The sequence below is a fragment of the Streptomyces sp. G45 genome (assembly GCF_049542095.1).
Classification (GTDB): Bacteria; Actinomycetota; Actinomycetes; order Streptomycetales; family Streptomycetaceae; genus Streptomyces.
Map to the genome: position 1 here is coordinate 8,691,714 of NZ_JBMUZU010000001.1, position 19,663 is coordinate 8,711,376.

Sequence of the window (19,663 nt, forward strand, 5' to 3'; positions counted from 1 at the left end):
CCGCCGTTCGTGAGGATCTCCTCGCCGGTGGGAACGAGGAGGCGTCACCGGCGCGGAATTCCGCGACGTGGGCCACGTCCACGGGCCTGCCGAGGCTCCCGGTTCTGGCGACGGCGACGGCGCCGTCGATTCCGCCTGACGCGGGTGAGTGAATTCGGAAAAGCCTCGTGACCCCGCGGCACGAATGTCCTCGACCCGCGCCGCGACGGCCTGGACGCGGTGTTCCTCGGCCGCTTTCCGCAGGTCGTCAGCGGTGCTCTCGCCCCGTCCGCGAGGGACGACGGCCTCCGCGCCCTTTCCGCGCATCCCGGAGCGGGCAATCTCAGTGCGATCGCCCTTCCGGTTCCCTAGGTGAATCCCCTCGCGACTGCTTGAGCGATTCCCTTGGAGGGTCCGGTGGCGGGAGCCGTCCTTTCGTGCAGGCCCATGGGAATTCTCCTCACGACGCCCCGTGGACCGGCGGATATCGCCGACGGGGTGACTCCGCGATTCATTCTGGTGCGAACGTGCCGTCATGGCGACGTGAGAAGGCGCTTTCGGCAACAACGTTTTCGGGGCCGGTCACAACGGAACGCTGTGCCCCGGCACGCGCGAGGGCCAGGGGGCGGCGGCCCCACGCTGCGGCCAGGGGGCCGAGCCCGGCGCGGAGGTCGTCAGGCGCGGTGCGCTTGGCCGCCGTCGGGTGGGCGCGGGACGGCGAGGGCGGCCAGGTAGTCGTCCAGCAGCTCGACCTGGCGCTCCGGCGTGAACGTGCCGGGGGCGAACAGGGCCTGCACGACCAGGCCGAGGACGAAGGACTGGGCGCCCTCCGCGACGGCCGTGGCGTCGCCGGGGGGCAGTTCGCCGAGCGCCTGGGCCGCCGCCACCCGCTCGCGCAGCTTGTCGCGGCTGCGGGCGTACTTCCCGGCGTAGTCGGCGCTGAGCCCGGGGTCGCAGAGGGCGGTGTCCCAGGAGGAGACCCAGATCCGGTTGGTGTCGGTGGCCTCGGGGGTCAGCGGCAGGATGTCGAGCAGCGCGTCCCGCAGGGCGGCCAGGCCCTCGCCGGTGTGGCGGCGGGGACGGGCGAGCGTCCGCTGTTCGAGCAGGTCGAGCGCGTACGCCACGAGCGCGCGCTTGGTGGGGAAGTAGTGCGTGAGCAGCCCCGTGGTCGCGCCCATCTCGGCGGCGACGGCGCGCAGGGTCAGCCCGGCGAAGCCGCGCGTGGCCATCACCTGCCAGACCGCCGCGGAGACGTCCCGGCGGCGGGCTTCGTGATCTCCCTTAGTGCGTGGCATGCTGTCACCGTACATTGCCAGAACGCTTGTTATGTGAATGGGGTGGCCCTGATGTTCTCGATGCCGCTGCGCGACGGTGCCCGGCTCGGTCCGCTGGAGGTCCGGCACGCCGAGGAGTTCGCCGAGCACCTGGACCGGGCGCGCGAGCACATCCGGCCGTGGGTCGGGGCCGCGTTCGTCACCGGCGACCTGGCCGGGGCGCGGGGCACCCTGGAGCGGTACGCCCGGCGCCAGGCGGCCGACGGCGCCCGCCTCTTCGGCATCTGGCGGGAGGGCACGCTGGTCGGCGGCGTGATGTTCACCGACTTCCAGGCCGCGCTCGGCTCCTGCGAGGTCGGCTGCTGGCTCGAACCCGCCGCCGAGGGCCACGGCCTGGTCACCCAGGCGTGCGAGGCGCTCCTCGACTGGGCGTTCCACGTCCGCGGCCTGCACCGGGCCGAGTGGCACTGCCGGGCCGACAACGACCGCAGCGCCGCCGTGGCCAAGCGGCTCGGCATGACCCTGGAAGGCGTACGGCGCGAGGCCTGGCCGTACGAGGGCGTGCGCCACGACAAGCAGCTCTGGGCGGTCCTCGCCCGCGAATGGCGGGCCCCGGGCCGCTGACCGCGTACGCGGGACCGGCGCCCGCCGTAGGCTGGGACGCGCACACGACCCAGGGGAGGCTGAGGTGGCCGAGACCGGTGTGGCCGAGCTGCTGGCCGAACTGGCCGCGCTCGACGACCCGAAGGCGCGCGCGGTCAACGAGCGGCACGGCGACGACCACGGCGTGAACCTCGGCCAGCTGCGCGCGCTCGCGAAGCGCCTGGGCACGCGGCAGGACCTCGCGCGGCGGCTCTGGGAGAGCGACGACACGGCCGCCAAGCTGCTCGCCACCCTCGTCTGCCGTCCGAAGGAGTTCACGCACGGCGAACTGGACGCCATGCTGCGCCGGGCGCGCACCCCCAAGGTCCACGACTGGCTCGTGAACTACGTGGTGAAGAAGAGCCCGCACCGTGAGGAGCTGCGCGTGGCCTGGCTGGCCGATGCCGACCCGGTGGTCGCGAGCGCCGGGTGGGCGCTGACCACCGAACGCGTGGCGCGCAAGCCCGAGGGCCTTGACCTCGCCGGGCTGCTCGACATCATCGAGGCCCGCCTGAAGGACGCCCCGGACCGGCTCCAGTGGGCGATGAACCACTGCCTGGCGCAGATCGGCATCGAACACGCCGGGCACCGCGCCCGCGCCATCGCCATCGGCGAGCGCCTGGGGGTCCTCAAGGACTACCCGACGTCCCCCGGCTGCACGTCTCCGTACGCGCCGACGTGGATCGCCGAGATGGTGCGGCGCCGGGGCGGCGAGTAGCGCGGGGCGCGCGGCACTTGGGCGGGGCGTCCGCGCTATGTGCCGCGGGGCGGCCGGTCCGGTCCGGCTAGCCCGCGGCCGTCAGCAGGGCCGCCAGTTCGTCCAGCCCGTCGCACTGCCAGTCGAAGGCGTCGGCGCCCGTCGGGGGATCCCCGCCCGGTCGCTGGACGTAGGCGGTCCGCATGCCCCGCTGCTGTGCCGCGCGGAGGTCCCAGGCGTGGGCGGCCACCATGAGCATGCGCTCCGGTGGGCGTCCGGCGGTGTCGATGGCGAACCGGTAGATCTCCGGCGTCGGCTTGTAGGCCCGGACGGCCTCGCCGGACAGGGCCTGGTGCCAGCGCAGCCCGGCGTGGGCGCTGAGGCGCAGCAGCGCGGTCCGGCTGGCGTTGGAGAGGCCGATCACGGCGAAGCGCCGCGCGAGCCGGTCGAGACCGGTGGCGGAGTCGCCCCAGGCGGGCAGGCGCTGTCCCGCCGTGGCGAGGCGGGCGACGGCCGCCGGGTCGGTGAGCCCGGCGCGGTCGGCCACTCGCTGCGCGGCCTCGGCGTCGATGGCCTCGGAGTTGGCGTACGCGCGGCGCCCCTCGGCGATGCGCCGCTCCTCGGTGGCGCGGTGCCGCTGCCACAGCGCGAGCAGCGCGTCGACCGAGGCGGCGTCAGCCGTGCCGCCCGACGCCTCGCCGGGCCGGAGCGCCGCGTCGCGGAGGGCTGCCCGGAGTCCGGTCGCCTCGTCGACCAGCGTGCCGAGGACGTCGAAGACGATGACCTCGATGTCGTGGACGTCGGCCATGCGGTCTCCGCTCTCCTGTTCCATGGGCGTCGCTTTCCATGGGCGTCGCTTTCCATCGGCGTCAGTGGTTGGGCAGGTGATGATTCTCGCCGCCGAGCGCGTCACTGGTCAAGGGGGTGACGTCGGTGACGGAGTCCCAGTGCCGCCCGGCCCGCGTACCGGGCCTGGGTGCCCAACTCCTGCTCGATGCGCAGGAGTTGGTTGTACTTGGCGGTGCGGTCGGCGCGGGAGAGCGAGCCGGTCTTGATCTGGCCGCAGCCGGTGGCGACGGCGAGGTCGGCGATGGTGGTGTCCTCGGTCTCGCCGGAGCGGTGGGACATGACGACGGTGTAGCCCGCCCGCTGGGCGGTGGCGACCGTGGCCAGGGTCTCGGTGAGGGTGCCGATCTGGTTGACCTTCACCAGGATGGAGTTGGCGACGCCGTCGCGGATCCCGGCGCGCAGCAGTGCCTCGTTGGTGCAGAAGACGTCGTCGCCGGTGAGCTGGCAGCGGTCGCCGAGCCGGGCGGTGAGGGCGCGCCAGCCGTCGTGGTCGTCCTCGGCCATGGGGTCCTCGATGGAGGCGACGGGGTAGCGCTCGACGAGCGCGGCGAGGTAGTCGGCGTGCTCGGCGGGGGTGCGGCGCACGCCCTCGCCCGCGTAGTCGTAGCCGCCGTCGCGGAAGAACTCCGAGGTGGCCGGGTCCATGACGAGCGTGATGTCGGTGCCGGGCTTGTAGCCGGTGTCCTCGATGGCGCGTACGACGAAGTCCAGGGCCTCGTCGGCGGTGCGCAGGTCGGGGGCGAAGCCGCCTTCGTCGCCGACGTTCACGCTGTGTCCGGCGTCCCTCAGGGAGCGGCGCAGCGTGTGGAAGACCTCCGAGCCCATCCGCACGGCCTCGGCGAACGAGGCCGCGCCGACCGGGGCGATCATGAACTCCTGGAAGTCCAGCGGGTTGTCGGCGTGGGCGCCGCCGTTGACGATGTTCATCATCGGTACGGGGAGCAGGCGGGCGTCGACTCCGCCGACGTAGCGGTACAGGGGCAGGCGGTGGGCGGCCGCGGCGGCCTTGGCGGTGGCCAGGGAGACGCCGAGCAGGGCGTTGGCGCCGAGCCGGGACTTGGTGTCCGTGCCGTCCAGCTCGATCATGACGCCGTCGACGGTCGCCTGGTCCTCGGCGTCGAGCCCGGTCACGGCGTCCGCGATGGTCTCGTTCACGCCGTCCACGGCCCTCCGTACGCCCTTGCCGTGGAAGCGGCTCGGGTCGCCGTCGCGCAGCTCGACGGCCTCGCGGGCGCCGGTGGAGGCGCCGGAGGGGACGGCGGCCCGGCCGAGCGAACCGTCCCTGAGCTCCACGTCGACCTCGACGGTGGGGTTGCCCCGGCTGTCGATGATCTCCCGTGCGACGACGCGGCTGATGGCGGTCACGCGCAACTCCTCGTGTTCGGCCCGCGCGGCGGCGGGCGGGTGGTTCGGGGTGGGGCGGATTGGTGGTGGTGGGGGCGGGGGTGAGCGATGAGTGGGGGTGAGTGATCGGCGGGGGGCGGGCGCTGGCAGGCCATTAGTTCGGACAAGTAATCAAGTGGGTCCCGAATGGGAACCTACTATGGACGCATGAGGATGCACAACGCCGACGAGACCTGCGGCATCGCCCAGGCCGCCCTGGTCCTGGGGGACTGGTGGAACGTACTGGTGCTCCGCGAAGTGGCCCGCGGGCACGTCCGCTTCGACGCGCTGGCCGCCGAGATCGGCCTGTCCCGCAAGGTCCTCACCGAACGCCTGGGCCGCCTGGTGGCGAGCGGGGTGCTGCGGCGCAGCCTCTACCAGCGGCGCCCGGTGCGCTACGAGTACCTGCTCACCGACTCCGGCGCCGCGCTGCTGCCGCTGCTGGTCGCGATGCAGGACTGGGGCGACCGGTGGGTGCTCGGCGACGGCAGTGTGACCGCGACGGCTGCCGAGGACGGCGCCGAGCACGCCCGCGTGCACGCCCTGGTGGGCACCCGCCTGCCCGGAGACCTCCGCCTGCCCGGCACGCACGGCCCCGACCCGCTGCCCCTCGTCGCACCGGACGCCCCCGCGACCGTCCTGTTCACCTACCCCGGCACGGGCGTCGCCTGGGGCGATCCGCCGATCCCGGGGGCGGTCGGCTGCACGCTGGAGAACCGCCTCTTCAGGGACTCCTGGCCCGCGTTCCGCCAGGCGGGCGTGGATGTGCGCGGCATCAGCACCCAACTCGTACCCGAACAGGAGGAGTTCGCCCGCGCCGAGGGCGTGCCCTACCCGCTCCTGTCCGACGCCGCCCACCGGTTCGCCGCCGCTCTGCGACTGCCGACGTTCCGCGGCGCCGGGCGGCTGCGGCACAAGCGCCTGGTCCTCGTCGTCGACGGCGAACGGACCGTCCGGCACGCGCTGTTCCCGGTCGTGGACATCCCGGACGCGGTGGAGCGGAGCCTGCGCCTGGCGGCGGCCCTGGGGGAGGCACCGGCTGCCAGGGACGAGGGGGCCACCGGGAAGGCACCGGCCGTCAAGGGCACGGCGGCCGTCGGAGAAGCACCGGCAGCCCCCGCGGCCCCGCCGCCGGGGCAGGGCCGCGCGCCCGGCTCGGCCCACTGAGGCGCCTGCTCAGGCGCCGTCCCCGGCACCGGCCCCGCCCTCCCGGCAGCAGCGGACGAACTCCTGGACAACGGGGTTGGCGTCGTCGCCGGGCGCCCAGGCGACTCCGATCCTGCTGGGGCTGACGCCGGTGACGGGCCGGTAGGTGATGCCGGGGCGGGCGTAGAAGCGGGCGGCGGACTCGGGGGCGAGGGCGATGCCGTGGCCGTTGGCGATCGCGCTGAGCCAGTCGTCGGGCTGCTCGGTGACGGCGCCGACGCGGACCGGGTGCCCGGCGCGCTCGTCGGCGGCCAGCCAGTAGTCGCGCCAGGGGCCGGTCTCGGCCGGGGCCGTCACGAACGGCTCGTCCCACAGCTCCCGGAAGGCGATGACCTCGCGCCCGGCGAGCGGGTGCGCCGAGGGCAGCGCGACCCAGCGGGGCTCGGTCGCCAGCACCTCCACCCGCAGCCGCTCCTGCCCGGGGAACTCCTGCCCGGGCGAGGGGAGCCGCACCAGGGCGACGTCGACGCTCCCGGTGGCGAGACCCGCCGTCGGGTCGGCCCACGTGGCCTGCCGCATCTCGGCCCGCCAGCCCGGGCGGCGCCGGGAGAACGCGGCAACGATCCGGGGCGTCGCCTCGTTGGCGGCGCTGGCCAGGAAGCCGACGCGCAGGACCCGCGCGGCCCGGCTCGCCGCGCCGCGGGTCGCGTGCAGCACCGCGTCCCACTCGGCGAGCAGGCTGGGCGCCCGCTCGGCCAGCGCCCGCCCCGCCGCGGTCAGCGCCATGCCGGACCGGGACCGCACGAACAGCGGCACTCCGAGGAGGGTCTCCAACTGCTTGATCTGCTTGGTCAGCGCGGGCTGGGAGACGAACAGCCGCTGGGCGGCGCGCGTCAGGCTCCCGTCCTCCGCCACGGCGGTGAAGGAGCGCAGCAGCCTGGTGTCCACATCCATTCCACCAGGTTATAGAAGCTGGTATTGGACGCGAGCCGGGAGCCCCCGGGAGGCTTGACGAGCACGGCGGACAGGGTGCGCGGCGGCTGCCCGCCCGACGTGAGCCCCCCGTTCCGCCCGCCCGCTCCACTGGAACTCCACTGGCAACTCCGCCGGAAGGGGAGAGACATGCTCGTCGCCGCTGTGGTCGTCACCGTCATCACGATCGGGGCCAACGCCGCGATCGCCGCCGCGGACGTCGCGAGGGCCGGGTTCGTCCTGGCCAACTCGGCCGAGGTGGGCGTCCCACCGTCCTGGATCCCCGGGCTCGCCGCGCTCAAGGCGGCGGGGGCGGCCGGTCTCCTGCTCGGGCTCGTGGGCGTCCCGCTCGTCGGCGTGGCCGCCGCGACGGGCCTCGTGCTGTTCTACGTGGGCGCCCTGGCCGCGCACGTACGGGCCCGCGTCTTCCACAACATCGCCTTCCCCGGCACCTACTTGGCGCTGGCCGTCGCGTCCCTGGTCTTCGCCGCCGCCCGCTGAGCGGAGAACGCGCTGCTCGCGGTACGGGAAAGGGGTCGTCCGCGGTACGGGCGAGCAGTACGGGAAAGGCGTCGTCCGGGGTACGGGAAGGGCGTCGTCCGCGGTGCGGAGAGGACGTCGTCCGCGGTGCGGGGAACCAGGTGTTTGCGGTACGGGGAGACGGGCAACCCGGGCGGTGGCGCTTGAGACCACAGGCGCGTCTGCGGGAGCGGTGAGCCCGGACGTGGCTTCGCCGCTCCTGCTTCCTTCGCGTTCTGCCGTCCATCGCGTTCTGCCGTCCATCGGGTCGTGCCGTCCATCGGGCCCTACGGTCCTTCGGGTTCCGCGGCTCGCGACCGTGCTGGTTCACAGCGACAGGGCGAACGCGAGGAAGAACGCGGCGAACAGGACGACGACCGCGCCGATGACGATCAGCGGGCCCTTGGCCCAGCCGCGTGGCGGGTTGTGCGTCTCCTGGGGCCCGGCGCCCCCGGTCGAGTCCTCCGCGGGGGGAGTCTCGCCGGGTGGTACGCCGCCGCCCGGTTCGAGTCCGGTGGTGTGGCGCGGGTCTGGATCGGGAGTGTTCATGGCGCGCGGGTTCCCAGGCGTGCCGTGGTGATGTGCGCCGACTCTCCTGAGGCGCCGGTGCCCTTCGCGGCCCGGCGGCAGTGGCTCCTCGGGCGGCTGGCTCGTGGAGGGATGTCTGTGTACCCCTCGGGAAGGTGGGCACACGTCGCGTCGAGAGGGCGGACAGCGGACTCCCGCGCGCGTCCGCGCCTGCTGAGGGCGAGCCCCGGTATGGGGCGCCCGCGCCGTCGTATCGCCCGGCCGCCCGCCGTACCCCCACGACCATGGGAGGCAGTCATGGACCTCGCGTTCCTCACCCCGCTGTACGAGCGCCCCGGCCCCTGGGCCAGCGTCTACGTCGAGGCGCCCCGGCAGTCCGAGGCCACGGCCGGGGAGCAGCCGGTGGCGGCGGCCGGGGTGGCGCGGGCGCTCGCCTCGGCCGGTGCCGACGAGGCGACCTGCGAAGCCGTCCGTGAGGCGGTCGACGACCTGCACCGGGCGCGTGAACCGGTGGGCCGGGCCCTGTTCGCCGCGCACGGCGAGGTGGCGCTCGACCTGCCGCTGAGCAAGGCGCCCGCCGCGTCCGGCGACTGGGCGCCGCTGCCCCGCACCACCCCGCTGCTCGACCTGGTGGGGGAGGACCCGCTGTGCCTGGTGGCGTACGTCGACCGCAAGGGCGCCGACCTCGAACTGCGCTCCGCGCGCGGGGAGTCGGAGGCCGGTTCGGTGTCCGGGCGGCAGTGGCCCGTGCACCGCACGGCGACCGCGGACTGGTCGGAGCGGCACTTCCAGCTCCGCGTCGAGAACACCTGGGAGCACAACGCCGGTGAGATCGCCCGGGCGCTGACGACCAGCCAGGCCGAGACGCGGGCGGACCTGGTGATGCTCGTCGGCGACGACCGCGAGTGCGCCGCGGTGCGGGACAAGCTGCCCAAGGAGCTCCAGGACCGCACCATGAGGGCGCGGCACGGCGCCGGAAGCCGACTCCTCGACGTGGAGGTGGAACGCGCCCGTGCGGAGCACGTCGCCTACCAGGCGGCCCGCACCATGGAGCGCTTCGCGGCGGCGAGCGGCCGCGAGGAGGGTGCGGTGGCGGGGGTGCCCGCGCTGGTGGACGCGGCGCGCGAACACCGTGTCGCACAGCTCCTGGTGCGGCCCGAGGGGCCGGACGCGCACCGCGAGGTGTGGGTGGGGGAGGAGCCCGACCAGCTGGGCGTGCGGCGCACGGACGCCGCCGCCCTCGGCGCGGACGCACCGGTCCCGGCCCGCGCCGACGACGCGCTGATGCGCTGCGTCGCGGCGAGTGGCGGCGCGGCCCTGTCCGTCGCGGCCACCGCCCCGGAGTCCGGGCCCGTCGGCGGCCTGGGGGCGCTGCTGCGCTGGGCGGAACCCGGCGGATGAGGCGCGCCACCGCGGCCGCGCGCCCGCCCCGCGAACGCGGGACGCCCCGGCGGAGGACCGCGCCGGAGCGCCCGCGTCGCACCTCACCGCCCGCGGTGACACCGCACAGCCCACTGTCACAGCCCACAACCCAGGAGAGTGACCGCCGTCATGAAAGCTGTCGTCTTCCACGGCCCGTTCGACGTCGCCACCGAGGACGTGGCGGATCCGCGGATCGAGCATCCGCTGGACGCGGTCGTGCGGATCACGACGTCCAACATCTGCGGCTCGGACCTGCATCCGTACGAGGGCCGGGCGCCGTTGGACGAGGGCATGGTGCTCGGGCACGAGAACATGGGCGTCGTCGTGGAGACCGGCGCCGCCGTGGACCGGATCGCGGTCGGCGACCGGGTCTCCGTACCGTTCAACATCGCCTGCGGTACGTGCCGCAACTGCGCGGAGGGCTGGACGAACGCCTGCCTGCGCGCGAACCCCTCCGGGCGGCCGACGGCCGGGTACGGCTACCCGATGATGGGGCCCTACTGGGGCGGCCAGGCCGACTACCTGCGGGTCCCGTGGGCCGACTTCAACCTGCTCAAGCTCCCCGACGGCACGGAGCACGAGAAGGACTTCGCCATGCTGTCGGACGTCTTCCCGACCGGGTACCACGGCGCCGAACTCGCCGGTGTGGGCCCGGGGACACCGTGGCGGTCTTCGGGGCCGGTCCGGTCGGCCTGATGGCCGCGCACAGCGCCGCCCTGCGCGGCGCGGCGCAGGTGTTCGTCGTCGACAAGGAGCCGGACCGGCTGGCCCTGGCCACGCGGTTCGGCGCGACCGCCGTCGACTTCTCGGAGGCCGACCCGACGGAGGTGATCGCTATGGCGACGGACGGCACGGGTGTCGACTGCGGCATCGAAGCGGTCGGGTACCAGGCGCATGACGCGAGCGGTCACGAACACCCGGAGATGGTGCTCGACCGGCTCGTCGAGGTGGTACGCAGCACCGGCCGGATCGGCGTGGTGGGCGTCTACCTCCCCCAGGACCCGGGGGCCGTGACCGAGGGCGCCCAGCAGGGGCGGATCGCCTTCGACTACGGCAGCGTCTTCGACAAGAACATCACCCTGGGACACGGCCAGTGCCCGGTGAAGCGCTACAACCGCAAGCTGCGCGACCTCATCGTCCGGGGCCGGGCGCGGCCGGGCCTGATCGTGTCCCACGAACTGTCGCTCGACGAGGCGGCCCATGCCTACGACCAGTTCGACCGGCGCGCCGACGGCTGGACGAAGGTGCTCCTGCACCCCGCGGCGGCGTAGCCCGGCAGCCCGACCCGAGGGGCCACGGGCTACCGGTCGCCGCCATAGGAGTGCTGGGGACCACGCTGGCGGCCGGGCGCCGCGCCGCGTCCGCGGGTGCGCGTTTCACGCGGCGTGACGCTGGTGCTTGCCGGGGCGCCTCCTGGTGGGCGCCCGCCGCCGCGGGGCGCGCCGGTCCCCTCGGCCTCCTCCTGCCGAACGCCCTCGTTCTCGTTCCCGGCGTCCTCCTCGGACGAGCCGCGGACGCCGGTGGCCCCGGGCGTGCCGCGGTGCGTCAGAGGTGCGCAGCACGTGCTCCTCCCACCAGGACATCCCCGCCAGCAGCGCGCTCAGGAGCGGCAGCAGGAGCAGGGCCACGGTGACGATCACACTCGATCACCCCTCCGTGCGGTTCGTCGGCCGTGTGCCCGGCTGGGCGCGGGCGATGAACCGCGGGAGGTGAAGGTTGTGTGACGACCGACGACCGACGACCGACGACCGGTGTCCGGGCGGAGCGGGCGGCCCGGCCCGGCCGGTCAGTCAGGCAGTCGTATCGGTCGTATCGGCCCGGTCAGTCGGGTCGGTACGGTCAGTTCTGTGCGGCCGTGACGTGGGCGACGGCGGCCGACAACTGCTCCTGGGACGCCTCGGGCAGCGGTTCGCCCTTGACGGAATCCACGAGCTGCTGGGCCGTCAGATGCAGTTTGGTGTTGGTGTTCTGAGAGGTCATCACCAGCACGTTCCAGGCCTCTTCCTGGCTGAGGGCGAAGACGGCCATCAGGATCCCGCGGGCGGTGTCGATGGGCCCTCGGGTCTGGAGCGCGCGCCGCAACTGCGCGACCTCGACGCGCAGTTCTTCCTCGTCCTTGTGCGCGTCCGCAGGGCGCGCGTCCCCGTCCGCCGCGAACAGGGGCAGGGCGTCGGCGTGCACGAAGACCCGTTCGGCGGCCGGGCTGATGGCGCTGATCGTGGCTGTCTTCGACGCGCGCAGGGCGCGCTGGCGGATGTGCAGCAGGGTGTTGAGACCGGAGCAGTCGCAGAACGCGACACCGCTGAGGTCCAGGTCGATGCCGCGGTTCGCGCGCGCGAGCGCCGAGCGCAGCTCACGCCGCAACTGCTGGTCCGTGTCCAGGTCGAGGTCGCCCGACACCATGACCCTCAGGCGGTCGCGGTCATCGGTGGCACACGCGCGCACCACCAGCCTCGGCAGTCTCGTCGTGCCCGGGGGGTCGACAGGCCTGCTATGGCCGTTGACCCGCCCGGTCCCTGACTGTGCCGCCTGCGGCATTGGTCTTCTCCCCTGGGCTGGAAGCGCCTGTTCTTGCCTCAGTCCCAGGGTCCCCAACTCACCGACACACGTCAACAGATACATGAAATTGAGTTCACGTATTCTCGTGCCGGAACTCAGTGGCGTACGATCCCTGCATGGGTGCAGCACCGGAACCCCACACGGGATGGACGTTCATCACCAACCACGCGCGCGTACTCGCCGTCATCGCCGACGATCCGCAGGTACGGGTCCGGGACATCGCGGCACACTGCAGGCTCACGGAACGCGCCGTCCAGAAGATCATTTCCGACCTGGAGCACAGCGGGTACCTGTCCCACACCCGCGCGGGCCGGAGCAACACGTACCGGATCGAGCCGGGGAAGATCCTGCGCCACCCCGCCGAAGCCGGACTCACCGTGGCCTCCCTGCTCGCGCTGCTCGCCCGTGAGGACACCCGCCACGCCAATGCGCCGCGCGTCGACGCGGAAGCGCGCCGCGGCAGCTGAGCAGGGTGGTCGACCACCGGGAGCGAGGGCCCGTGCGGGCCCTCGCTCAGAGGTGGGGGCGGCGCGCTCCGCCGTGCCGGAGGGGCATCATCCCGGGGGCATATCACCGAGCGATGTGTGGGTCTCGGCCAAGAATGGCGCTGTTTTGGTGCCAAGAGGTGCCACACATGGTGTGTGTCATGGATATCTTCAAGGCCCTGTGGTGGCGGCAGGCCGCCCACTAGACCCGGCTTGGAGTGATTCAACCCATGCAGTCTGCCCCGTTCACTGTCCTCGCGGTCCGTGATGTCGCCGCCACCGCCGCCTTCTACGAGAAGATCGGGTTCCGTCCGCCGAGCGCCGAGGTCGCCGCCCTGCTGGGCGAGGCGGCCATGGTGACGCTGGACCAGCGGACCCTGTTCGTGCTCCACGAGGAGCGCGACCTGCGCCGTCAGACGCCGGGCATGACCGGCCAGCCGCTGGGCGCGAGCTGCGTGTTCACCATCCCCGTCCCCGACTACGACGCCACGGCTGAACGCGTCCGCGACCACGCCGAGGTGCTGGACGAGCAGACCACCGACGGGGTCTTCCGCACGCTCACCTTCCGCGACCCCAACGGCTACCTCGTCGCCATCAGCGGCCTCACCCGCGCCTAGCGCCCCGGGCACCACATGTGTGCCGCCGGATACGCCGATGCCCGAGTGGCCACCGGTGACAGCGACACATGTGCCGATCCCCGCACCACCGCCCCCGCGACACCGTCCTCGCACCACCGCCCCCGCGACACCGTCCCCGCACCACTGCCTCCGCGACACCGTCCCCGCACCACCCCTCCGCTGCTCCCCGCGCCGTCCCGCGTCGCCTCCCTTGCCGCGTCCTGTCGCAGGACAACGGGAGGCCGCCTCGCGCGGCAGTAGGAGTGCCTCACGGGGCCACGAGAACGTCCCGTAGAGCACGAGGAATGCCGCCGGACCCCAGGAGTGTCGCCGCGCCACAGGCGCGCCGCCGGGCCCCAGGAGAAACGCCAGCCGCCCGCGCACTCGCTGACGCACTCGCCGTCGCCGCGCGGCCGAAGCGACGCGCTCGACCACCGTGCAATCAACTACGCAGAGTAGCAGGCCTGTTGAGGGGCGGTCTTTGGTTAAAGCCTGCGGTCTGAGCGAGCGTCAGAGGCTTAGACCGCTGCTGAGCGGGCAGGATGCCCGTTGAAACTACTTCCTCACCCCGGGCCCCCATAGTCAGGGGCGCGGGTTCCGTCCCTGTCGACCTCCTCTTTCGGTTACTCCCTGTTAGGGAGCTGACTCATCCGAGTGGGCCATGCTTACCTCTGAACTCGCCTTCGGCCTGCACCACGACCTGATCGGCGACGCCCTCGTCCTGACCCTGCACGGTGAGATCGACGCCTGGGCCACGCAGGAACTCGCCACGCCCCTGACCGCACTCCTCGACCTCCCCGCCGCCCGCGTCGTCGTGGACCTGCGCCCGGTGACCTTCCTCGACGCCAGCGGCCTGCGCCTGCTGTGCCACATCAAGCGGATCACCGACGCCGGAGGGCGGCCCCTGTGCCTGGTCCGCGGCCACCCCCGCGTGTGGCGGGTGCTGCTGCTGACCCGCATGGAGCACCACTTCACCGCGGTGGACACCCTGATCGCGGCCCTGCCCGCCGCACTCGCGCCGTACGTGCTGCGCCCATAGGGCCGCCCGGCCGCCCCGCGCCCGCCGTCCCCCTCGGCGGGCGCGCCTCTGAATGCCCGCTGAACGCGTGCTGAGTAAGAGGCCGTGATCGCTATACACCCACCCGGAGCGTCACCCAGGATGACGGCAACTTCACCGGCGGGACGGCACGACCGGAACACACCCTCCGACCGCGTGCGACGCCGGGTCCCCGGCACGCGGACCGGCGTGCCTCGCGGGGAGCCGAACACGTCACGGGGCGCCTCGACCTGACCCGTGACCCCAGATGCGTATCCGTCATGCACGTCAGAGGCCATGCACGTACTCATGCACGTACTGAGGGGGAGCTCCACTGTGAGGCCGACTCGTGAGCTGTTCTATCCGGACTTCCCGAGCCTCGTCGACGCGGTGCGGTGGTGGGCGGAACACCGGCCCGACCACGTGGTCCTCGCGTTCCTGCCGGACGGCGAGCAGGAGCGGGCGCGGCTGACGTACGCCGAACTCGACCGCGCCGCCGCACGTGTCGCGGCGGGGCTGCGCCACCTCGCCGGGCCCGGCGACCGCGTGCTGCTGTGCAGCGCGTCGAGCGCGGACTTCGTGGTGTCGTTCCTGGGCTGCCTGTACGCCGGGATCATCGCGGTGCCCGTCCCCGCGCCCGCGTCGCCCCGGCACGCCGACCGCCTCGCCGGGATCGTCGCCGACTGCGGCGCGGCCGTCGTCCTCGCCGACACCGACACCGCCGACCGGCTCGGCGTGCGCGTCGGCGAGCCGCTCATGGGCGTGCCCTGGACCACCGTGCCCGCGCTCCGGACCGACGCCGAGTGGACCCCCGCCCCGCCCGACCCCGACGGCGTGGCCTTCCTCCAGTACACCTCCGGCTCGACGAGCACCCCCAAGGGCGTCGTCGTCAGCCACCACAACCTGGCCGTGAACATCGCCGAGATGGCCCTCTCCCAGGGCATCCACGCGGGCACCAGGATCGTCAGCTGGCTGCCCGTCCACCATGACATGGGCCTCATCGGGGCGCTGCTCCTGCCCGTCTGGCAGGGGCTGTTCGTGGCCGTGATGCCCCCGGTGGCGTTCATCCGCGACCCCGCCCGCTGGCTGCGCGCGATCACCCGCTACCGGGCCACGCTCGTCCACGGGCCGAACTTCGCGTACGAGCTGTGCTGTGACCGGGTCAGCGAGGCGGACCTGGCCGCGCTCGACCTGTCCTGCCTGGAGAAGGCCGTCAACGCCGCCGAGCCGATCCGGCCCGCCACCCTGGAGCGGTTCAGCCGCCGCTTCGCCCCGGCCGGGTTCGCCCGCTCCGCGTCCTGCCCCTCCTACGGCCTCGCCGAGGCGACCCTCGTCGTGTCCAGCGGCAACCTGGGCGCGGAGCCGGGCATCGTGGTCGACCCGGCGGCGCTGGAGGGGGACCGCCTGGTCCCCGCGGCGAGCGGCGCGCCGGGGCGCACCGTGGTGAACTGCGGCCGCCCCTCGTACGGACTGACCGTGGCCATCGTCGACCCGGCGACGCTGCGCGAACGCGCCCCCGACGAGGTCGGCGAGATCTGGGTGGCGGGCGAGACCATCGCCCAGGGCTACTGGGACAACCCGGAGGCGACCGCGGCGGACTTCGGCCGACCGCTCCCGACCCGCCCCGGCCACGCCTTCCTGCGCACCGGTGACCTCGGCTTCCTGCACGACGGCGACCTGTATGTGACCGGCCGTCTGAAGGACCTCGTCATCGTCGCGGGCCGCAGCCACTACCCGCAGGACATCGAGGCGACCGTCGAGCGGCACCCGGCGATCCGCGACGGCAACAGCGTCGCCTTCGCCCTCACCGGCGACGACGGCGAACGGCTCGGCGTCGCCGCCGAGGTCAGGGGCAGCCTGCTGCGCGACGACATCACCCAGGTGGCCGAGGACCTGGCCTCGGCCATCTGGGACGCCCACGAACTGACCGTGGGCGAGGTCGCCCTCCTCGCGCCGGGCGCCCTGCCGAAGACGACCAGCGGCAAGCTGCGCCGACGGCACACGCGGGAGCTGCTGCGGGGCGGCGCACTGAAGACGGTGCTGCGGTGGTCGGCGGCCCCGCCCGCGACCGAGGCGACGCCTGTGACACAGGCAGCGCCCGCCACACATGCGGCACCCTCCCCTCACGAGGCACCCGCGACACATGCGGCGCCCACACCACCCGAAGCACCCGCGCCCCACACCCCCGCCCCCTCCCTCCAGCTCCGCCTCGACGCGGTGCCCGCCGAGGCCCGCGGGCCGCTGCTGACCTATGTCGTCGCCGGTGAGGCCGCCGCCGTACTCGGCCGCACCCCCACCGACGGCGTGCCGCCCGACCGTCCGCTGCGCGAGCTCGGGCTCGACTCCCTCCAGGCGGCCCGCCTCCACCACCGGCTGGCCGCGGCCACCGGACTGGCCCTGCCGCCCGCCCTGCTGTACGACCACCCGACGCCCGCCGCGATCGCCGCACACCTCGACACCGTGCTGCGCGTCAACGAACTGCTCACCGCGGCGACGGCGGCGGGCGCGGCGCTCCGCCTCGACGGCGACCACCGCCTCGTGGTCGACGCGCCGCCCGGCGCGCTCTCCGACGCCCTGCGCTCGGACCTCGAACGCCACGCGGCCGAACTCGCCGAAGCCCTGGCCAGCGGCACGACGGAGGCCCCGATCCGCCCGACCGGCGGCACCGGGACCGACGGCGCCCCGCTGTCCGCCGGACAGGCCGGGCTGTGGCTCATCGAGCGCGCCCACGGCCCGAGCCCCCTCTACCACGTGCACTTCCGGCTCCGCTGGACCGGCCCCCTCGACCAGCGCGTGCTGGCGTCCTGCCTGCGCGGCGTCGTCGCCCGCCACGCCGCCCTGCGCACCCGCTTCACCGAACACGACGGGGTGCCGCGCGCCCATGTCTCGCCGACCGCGCACATCGACCTCGACCACATCGACCTGCGCGGCCGCCCGGCCGCCACCGACGCCGCCGACGCCGTCATCGCCGACCAGCAGCGCACCGCGTTCGCCCTCGACACCGGCCCGCTGCTGCGCGCGGCCGTGATCACACGCGCCGACGACGACCACCTCATCTCGGTGACCCAGCACCACATCGTCACCGACGGCTGGTCCGTCGGCCTGCTCGTCACCGAACTCCTGGAGGACTACCGGGCGACCGTGCGCGGCGAGCGCCGCGACCGCCCGGCCCCGGCCCTCCAGTACGCAGACTTCGCGCGCTGGCAGCAGTCCCGCCGCGACACCCCCGCCCACCGGCGGAACCTGGACTGGTGGGCCGCGCACCTCGACCGGCTCGAACCGCTGCCGCTGCGCGGCGGCCCGCGCCCGCTCGCCGCGCCGAACCACCGCGGCGCCACCGCCGCCTTCGACCTGGAACCCGAACTCACCAACTCAATAAGGGAGTTGGCGAAGAGTCGCGGCTGCACCCTCTACACCGTCCTGCTCGCCGCCTGGGCCGCCGTGCTGCACCGCCGCACCGGCCAGGACGACTTCGCCGTCGGCACGGTCACCAGCGGCCGCGACCGGCCCGAACTCCAGCGGATGCTCGGCTTCTTCTCCAACACCGTCGTGCTGCGCTGCGACCTGTCCGGCGACCCGGACGCCACCGAGCTGATCGACCGGATCGCCACCGAGACGGCGACCGCGTTCCGCCACGAGGTGCCCTTCGCCGACGTCGTCGCCGCGACCGGCGCCTCCGGCGGCACCGACCTGAACCCGCTGGTGCGGGCCGCCTTCCTCTTCGAGAACGCCCAGCTCACCCCCGACGGCGCCGACCTGCTGACCGGACTCGACGCCCGGGTCGGCCTGGAAGGGCGCATCGACGCGGGCGTCGAGGGCACCGCCAAGTTCGACCTGTCGCTGGTCGTCTCCGACTCCGGCACCGGCCTGACCGGCCTGTTCGAGTACGCCACCAGCGCCTTCGACCCGGCCGACGTCCAGCGGCTCAGCGGTCACTTCCTGACGCTGCTGCGCGACCTGACCGCACGGCCCGGCACCCCCGTCGCGGACCTGCGCCTGACCGGCGAGGCCGAACGCCGCGAACTCACCGCCCACGCGAGCGGCCCGGCCCTCGACTACCCCCGCGACCGCACCCTGCACGAGCTGTTCGAGGCCCAGGCCCGCCGGGCGCCGCACCGGGTGGCGGCCGTGCAGGGCGACCGCTCCGTCACCTACGCGGAGCTGAACGCCTGGGCGGACCGCCTGGCCGGGCAGCTGACCGCCGCGGGCCTGCGGGCGGGCGAGCACGTCGGCGTGGCACTGCACCGCTCCCTCGACCTGATCGCCGCCCAGATCGCCGCCCTGAAGGCCGGGGAGCGTGCGTCCCGCTCGACCCGGACCTGCCCGCCGAACGCCTCGCGTTCCTGCTCGCCGACAGCGGCTGCCGCGTCGTCCTCACCGACAGCGCCACGAGCCTGCCCCCGCACACCGGCGTCACCCGCGTCACCACCGACACCGCCACGGACAGCCACCCGGTCACCCACGACGGCCCCCGGCCGACCGTCAGCCCCGAGTCCACCGCCTACGTGCTCTACACCTCCGGGTCCACCGGCACCCCCAAGGGCGTCCTGCTGCCGCACCGCGCCCTCGTCCGGTTCGCGGTCAGCGGGGGCCTGGTGCCCGTGAACGCCGACACCTGCTCGGCGTTCGCCGCGAACCCCAGCTTCGACGTCGCCACCCTGGAAATGTGGGCACCCCTGCTGTGCGGCGGGCGGACCGCCGTGATCAGCCCCGCCGAGGTCCTCGACCCGCACCGCCTCGCCGCGGCCCTCACCCGGCACGGCGTCACCCTGCTGTGGCTGACGTCCGGCCTGTTCGACGAGTACGCCGACCACCTCGCCGACCAGTTCGCCGCGCTGCGGCACCTGCTCGTCGGCGGCGACGCCCTCACCCCGGAGGTCGTCGCCCGCGTGCTGCGGCAGAGCCCGCCCCGGCACCTCGTCAACGGCTACGGCCCCACCGAGGGCACCTTCGCCACGTCGTACGCGGTCGAGGAACCGCCCGACGGCCACCGCGGCGTCCCCATCGGCCGCCCCCTGCCCAACACCCGCGGCTACCTCCTGGACGGCCGCGGCCACCCCGTGCCCGTCGGCGTCACCGGCGAGCTGTACCTCGCGGGCGACGGCCTGGCCCACGGCTACCTCAACCAGCCGGGCCTCACCGCCGCCCGCTTCCTGCCCGACCCGCACGCCGACCGGCCCGGCGCCCGCATGTACCGCACCGGCGACCTCGGCCGGTGGCTGCCCGACGGCACCATCGAGTACCTCGGGCGCGCCGACCTCCAGGTGAAGGTCCGCGGCTTCCGCGTGGAACCCGGCGAGATCGAGGCCCGGCTGCGCCAGCACCCCGCCGTCGGCCAGGCCGTCGTCCTCGCCCGCCGCGACACCCCCGGCACCACCCGCCTCGTCGCCTACTGCACGCCCGCCACGACCGGCCCCCTGCCCGCCGCCGAGGAACTGCGCGCACACCTGGCCCGCACCCTCCCGCCGTACATGGTGCCGACCGCCTACGTGGGCCTCGACCAGGTCCCCCTCACCCGCACCGGCAAGATCGACCGCAGGGCGCTCCCCGCCCCG

Annotated in this window: 14 protein-coding genes and 2 pseudogenes; 10 read left to right on the top strand and 6 right to left on the bottom strand. The window is 74.0% G+C overall.

Annotation, left to right across the window (positions count from 1 at the left end; all coding sequences use genetic code 11):
• Nucleotides 1-653: 653 nt before the first annotated feature.
• A complete protein-coding gene (locus tag ACOBQU_RS37190; RefSeq protein ID WP_423633619.1) occupies nucleotides 654-1,274 on the bottom strand; it encodes a TetR/AcrR family transcriptional regulator in 621 nt (206 codons plus the stop codon).
• Nucleotides 1,275-1,325: 51 nt separating this feature from the next.
• On the opposite strand from ACOBQU_RS37190, the gene ACOBQU_RS37195 reads away from it, so the two are divergent.
• Both ACOBQU_RS37195 and ACOBQU_RS37200 read left to right on the top strand, forming a co-directional pair.
• Nucleotides 1,326-1,877: a GNAT family N-acetyltransferase gene (locus ACOBQU_RS37195; RefSeq protein ID WP_423634971.1), complete on the top strand. Its 552-nt coding sequence runs from the start codon at nucleotides 1,326-1,328 to the stop codon at nucleotides 1,875-1,877.
• A gap of 64 nt (nucleotides 1,878-1,941) precedes the next feature.
• On the top strand, nucleotides 1,942-2,613 hold the full coding sequence (locus tag ACOBQU_RS37200; protein ID WP_423633621.1) for a DNA alkylation repair protein: 672 nt from the start codon (nucleotides 1,942-1,944) through the stop codon (nucleotides 2,611-2,613).
• Between the two features lie 67 nt (nucleotides 2,614-2,680).
• On the opposite strand, the gene ACOBQU_RS37205 is transcribed toward ACOBQU_RS37200, so the two are convergent.
• On the bottom strand, nucleotides 2,681-3,400 hold the full coding sequence (locus ACOBQU_RS37205; RefSeq protein ID WP_423634973.1) for a haloacid dehalogenase type II: 720 nt from the start codon (nucleotides 3,398-3,400) through the stop codon (nucleotides 2,681-2,683).
• Between the two features lie 101 nt (nucleotides 3,401-3,501).
• Nucleotides 3,502-4,806, bottom strand: coding sequence for a phosphopyruvate hydratase (gene eno / locus ACOBQU_RS37210; protein ID WP_423633623.1), 1,305 nt, complete (start codon nucleotides 4,804-4,806; stop codon nucleotides 3,502-3,504).
• Between the two features lie 186 nt (nucleotides 4,807-4,992).
• On the opposite strand from eno, the gene ACOBQU_RS37215 reads away from it, so the two are divergent.
• Nucleotides 4,993-5,991: a winged helix-turn-helix transcriptional regulator gene (locus tag ACOBQU_RS37215; RefSeq protein WP_423633625.1), complete on the top strand. Its 999-nt coding sequence runs from the start codon at nucleotides 4,993-4,995 to the stop codon at nucleotides 5,989-5,991.
• A gap of 9 nt (nucleotides 5,992-6,000) precedes the next feature.
• Here the strand turns inward: ACOBQU_RS37215 and ACOBQU_RS37220 are convergent, their stop codons facing one another.
• Nucleotides 6,001-6,924: a LysR family transcriptional regulator gene (locus ACOBQU_RS37220; RefSeq protein WP_423633626.1), complete on the bottom strand. Its 924-nt coding sequence runs from the start codon at nucleotides 6,922-6,924 to the stop codon at nucleotides 6,001-6,003.
• Between the two features lie 168 nt (nucleotides 6,925-7,092).
• Between ACOBQU_RS37220 and ACOBQU_RS37225 the strand changes: the two genes are divergently transcribed.
• On the top strand, nucleotides 7,093-7,443 hold the full coding sequence (locus ACOBQU_RS37225; RefSeq protein WP_423633628.1) for a DoxX family protein: 351 nt from the start codon (nucleotides 7,093-7,095) through the stop codon (nucleotides 7,441-7,443).
• 345 nt (nucleotides 7,444-7,788) lie between these two features.
• On the opposite strand, the gene ACOBQU_RS37230 is transcribed toward ACOBQU_RS37225, so the two are convergent.
• Nucleotides 7,789-8,010 carry a DUF6480 family protein gene (locus ACOBQU_RS37230; RefSeq protein WP_423633629.1) on the bottom strand — a complete coding sequence of 74 codons (222 nt, stop codon included), beginning with the start codon at nucleotides 8,008-8,010 and terminating at the stop codon, nucleotides 7,789-7,791.
• Nucleotides 8,011-8,286: 276 nt separating this feature from the next.
• Between ACOBQU_RS37230 and ACOBQU_RS37235 the strand changes: the two genes are divergently transcribed.
• Both ACOBQU_RS37235 and ACOBQU_RS37240 read left to right on the top strand, forming a co-directional pair.
• Nucleotides 8,287-9,390, top strand: a complete 1,104-nt coding sequence (locus ACOBQU_RS37235) for a Vms1/Ankzf1 family peptidyl-tRNA hydrolase (protein ID WP_423633631.1) — start codon at nucleotides 8,287-8,289, stop codon at nucleotides 9,388-9,390.
• 150 nt (nucleotides 9,391-9,540) lie between these two features.
• Nucleotides 9,541-10,682, top strand: a pseudogene (locus tag ACOBQU_RS37240) (glutathione-independent formaldehyde dehydrogenase).
• 568 nt (nucleotides 10,683-11,250) lie between these two features.
• Here the strand turns inward: ACOBQU_RS37240 and ACOBQU_RS37245 are convergent.
• A complete protein-coding gene (locus tag ACOBQU_RS37245) occupies nucleotides 11,251-11,814 on the bottom strand; it encodes an ANTAR domain-containing protein (RefSeq protein WP_423633633.1) in 564 nt (187 codons plus the stop codon).
• 272 nt (nucleotides 11,815-12,086) lie between these two features.
• Here ACOBQU_RS37245 and ACOBQU_RS37250 point away from each other — a divergent pair, with 272 nt between their 5' ends.
• The 4 genes and pseudogenes from ACOBQU_RS37250 to ACOBQU_RS37265 form a co-directional block, all read left to right on the top strand.
• Nucleotides 12,087-12,437, top strand: coding sequence for a MarR family transcriptional regulator (locus ACOBQU_RS37250; RefSeq protein WP_423633635.1), 351 nt, complete (start codon nucleotides 12,087-12,089; stop codon nucleotides 12,435-12,437).
• Between the two features lie 248 nt (nucleotides 12,438-12,685).
• Nucleotides 12,686-13,072, top strand: a complete 387-nt coding sequence (locus ACOBQU_RS37255) for a VOC family protein (RefSeq protein WP_423633636.1) — start codon at nucleotides 12,686-12,688, stop codon at nucleotides 13,070-13,072.
• A gap of 661 nt (nucleotides 13,073-13,733) precedes the next feature.
• Nucleotides 13,734-14,111, top strand: coding sequence for an STAS domain-containing protein (locus tag ACOBQU_RS37260; protein WP_423633638.1), 378 nt, complete (start codon nucleotides 13,734-13,736; stop codon nucleotides 14,109-14,111).
• 306 nt (nucleotides 14,112-14,417) lie between these two features.
• Nucleotides 14,418-19,624, top strand: a pseudogene (locus tag ACOBQU_RS37265) (amino acid adenylation domain-containing protein); the annotation flags it as partial.
• Between the last annotated feature and the right edge of the window lie 39 nt (nucleotides 19,625-19,663).

Bases quoted from the DNA above. Each gene is read 5' to 3' on its own strand.
- ACOBQU_RS37255 (WP_423633636.1), top strand. From the start codon at position 12,686: ATGCAGTCTGCCCCGTTCACTGTCCTCGCGGTCCGTGATGTCGCCGCC.
- ACOBQU_RS37195 (WP_423634971.1), top strand. From the start codon at position 1,326: ATGTTCTCGATGCCGCTGCGCGACGGTGCCCGGCTCGGTCCGCTGGAG.
- ACOBQU_RS37230 (WP_423633629.1), bottom strand. From the start codon at position 8,010: ATGAACACTCCCGATCCAGACCCGCGCCACACCACCGGACTCGAACCG.
- ACOBQU_RS37260 (WP_423633638.1), top strand. From the start codon at position 13,734: ATGCTTACCTCTGAACTCGCCTTCGGCCTGCACCACGACCTGATCGGC.
- ACOBQU_RS37225 (WP_423633628.1), top strand. From the start codon at position 7,093: ATGCTCGTCGCCGCTGTGGTCGTCACCGTCATCACGATCGGGGCCAAC.
- ACOBQU_RS37205 (WP_423634973.1), bottom strand. From the start codon at position 3,400: ATGGCCGACGTCCACGACATCGAGGTCATCGTCTTCGACGTCCTCGGC.
- ACOBQU_RS37220 (WP_423633626.1), bottom strand. From the start codon at position 6,924: ATGGATGTGGACACCAGGCTGCTGCGCTCCTTCACCGCCGTGGCGGAG.
- ACOBQU_RS37245 (WP_423633633.1), bottom strand. From the start codon at position 11,814: ATGGTGTCGGGCGACCTCGACCTGGACACGGACCAGCAGTTGCGGCGT.
- ACOBQU_RS37190 (WP_423633619.1), bottom strand. From the start codon at position 1,274: ATGCCACGCACTAAGGGAGATCACGAAGCCCGCCGCCGGGACGTCTCC.
- ACOBQU_RS37235 (WP_423633631.1), top strand. From the start codon at position 8,287: ATGGACCTCGCGTTCCTCACCCCGCTGTACGAGCGCCCCGGCCCCTGG.
- ACOBQU_RS37250 (WP_423633635.1), top strand. From the start codon at position 12,087: ATGGGTGCAGCACCGGAACCCCACACGGGATGGACGTTCATCACCAAC.
- ACOBQU_RS37215 (WP_423633625.1), top strand. From the start codon at position 4,993: ATGAGGATGCACAACGCCGACGAGACCTGCGGCATCGCCCAGGCCGCC.